This window comes from Bacillus sp. P4_D3 (assembly GCF_056401855.1).
The window spans coordinates 1-2,207 of the sequence record NZ_JBFUIN010000521.1 but is presented as its reverse complement, the minus strand read 5'-3'; the positions used below and the strand labels follow the sequence as shown (position 1 = coordinate 2,207).

Genomic DNA, 2,207 nt, shown 5'->3' with positions numbered 1-2,207 from the left:
ATATAAGGAAATGCATGAAAAGTTTTGCTATATAGTTTAAGGAGGAATAGGTGCATCAAAAGTAATGAAAGTATTGATAAATTTATTAAAATAATTCTATTAATGTAAATAATGATAATTTATGAGAGGAGACTTAATTTAAGCATGAGGAAAGTTATTATTTCGGATCTAGATGGGACTCTATTAAGAAGTGATAAAACAATTTCAGAGAAATCCATTAATATTTTGAGGGAATGTAAAAATAATGGAGACGAATTGATTTTTGCTACGGCAAGGCCTCCAAGAGCTATAAATCAGTATATTCCCAATGTGTTAAAGAATGACATTATCATTTGTTATAACGGAGCTCTAGTTCTTAAAGGTAATGATATTTTATATAAAAAGGAGATTTCTAAGAATAATATTTTAGAAATCATAGAAAAAGCAAAAAAATATAACCTTAATCATATTTGTATTGAAATAAATGATAAGCTGTACTCAAATTTTGATGTTACTGATTATTTTGGTAATGTGCCGTGTGAAGTCATGGATATAAGAGAGTTAAACTTTGAAAAAGCTTCTAAAGTAATTGTTTGTACTAATGGTTCAATAAATAAGGAGTTCACTAAGGAATTGCCTGATGAGTGCAAGGCAGTCATTACAGATAACGGAACATTGTGTCAAATTATGCATGCGGATGTTTCAAAATGGAATAGTATTCAGCATGTTCTACRGCACTTAAATCGAGACGTATCTGAAGTAATTGCATTTGGAGATGACTACAATGATATGGAAATGATAGAGAAGTGTGGGATTGGTGTAGCGATGAGCAATGCTGTTGAGGAATTAAAATCCGTCGCTAAATTTATTGCCAAAAGTAATGATGAGGATGGAGTTGCTACATTTCTGGAAAGTAATAGTTATATTTATGTTAATTAGTATGAAAAAATGAATTGCAGTAAGTTGCGAAAAAAGAGAAGCTACATCTGTTTTTAATAGATAGGAATTATGAAAAGGGCTATGTGGGAGGAAATAGGCGAGATGAAAACATTATTTAAAATAATAGGAATTATAGCTGGTATGGCGGTAATCGGGGTAGGTGTAACGTATGGTATGCTGTATTATCTGAATAATAGTAAACCAGCTGCGAAAAAGGCATCACCAGCCGCTCCGGCAGTAGAAGTGCTAGCTGATAGTAATGTAAAATCCGAAGATGCAAAGTTGTTAGAAAATGGAAATCATTCATTGCCGAATAGTGGTTTTAATAAAAATTTCAAATGGACAGATGAGAACATACAGACAGCATTACATGAAATGGCACATCAAAAAACGAAAGCTGATCAAAAATGGGGTTATATTTTTATTACACAAGAACGTATTGAAAGTTTACTTGAAATTATAAATAGTAATGATGTTGCACAAAAAAGTACATATGTGGATATTTTAGAACGATGGAAACAAGGAAAATATGAAAAGGTTGATGTGGACCACAACAAGATTTGGAAATTGCAAAGTGGGAATTTAGGAGAAGGGAAAGGAGTAATGTCAGAAAAGGAGCAAAAAGAATTAATTAATCAAGTTTTTATACAAAAAGGTACATATTCAGGTAGTAAATTAATTGCAGGTGAGGCACAAGCTAATAAATAATATACATATTGATTTTGAAACACCTTTACTGCTATGAACACAAATGTTTTAACAAAAATGAGTAACTGCTTTTTAGAGCAGTTACTCATTTTTGTTATTACTCGCTTACTTTTCTATTCTATTCTCTCTAATAATGTAAGAAACGATTGTAAAACTGGTGATATCCATCTAGATTTATGATAGATTACGTGGCTTTGAATGACAGCTGGAGTTTCGATGGGCTGAAAACAGAGTTGTTCTTTTTGATAACTTTCTTGTACAACGATGTAAGGGAGAATAGAAATTCCTAACTCACACATAACGGATTGTTTAATGACTTCAACATTGGAAGTCTCAAATGTTTTATTAGGATTTCTTCCGCTTTGACGTAAAAAACGATCTACCATTGGTCTATAGCCACAGCTTTGTTCTGTAAATATAAATTGAGTATCTTGTAATAAAAGGAGTGGGTCAGTGTTTGAAGGGAAATGAGCAGGGAAAATCCATCCAAATGTTTCATTACATAAATTGCACGTAATAAAATCATTATGCTCTATACTTTCTCCAATTATGAAGATAACATCGGTTTCTCCTTCATGTAG

General features: G+C 31.8%; 3 protein-coding genes. 2 read left to right on the top strand and 1 reads right to left on the bottom strand.

Features of this window, described 5'->3' with window-relative positions:
• The first annotated feature begins 144 nt into the window (after window positions 1-144).
• Both AC1DTM_RS23540 and AC1DTM_RS23535 read left to right on the top strand, forming a co-directional pair.
• Complete coding sequence (locus tag AC1DTM_RS23540; protein ID WP_477001019.1) at window positions 145-918, top strand: HAD family hydrolase; 774 nt, start codon at window positions 145-147, stop codon at window positions 916-918.
• Window positions 919-1,020: 102 nt separating this feature from the next.
• Window positions 1,021-1,626 (top strand): PRK06770 family protein, encoded by a 606-nt coding sequence (locus AC1DTM_RS23535; RefSeq protein WP_016104836.1) that lies wholly within the window; start codon window positions 1,021-1,023, stop codon window positions 1,624-1,626.
• A gap of 113 nt (window positions 1,627-1,739) precedes the next feature.
• Here AC1DTM_RS23535 and AC1DTM_RS23530 read toward each other — a convergent pair.
• Window positions 1,740-2,207: LysR family transcriptional regulator substrate-binding protein (locus AC1DTM_RS23530; protein WP_477001018.1), on the bottom strand; the 468-nt coding region annotated here is incomplete at its 5' end.

Coding starts and splice junctions, on each gene's coding strand:
- AC1DTM_RS23535 (WP_016104836.1), top strand. CDS start 1,021: ATGAAAACATTATTTAAAATAATAGGAATTATAGCTGGTATGGCGGTA.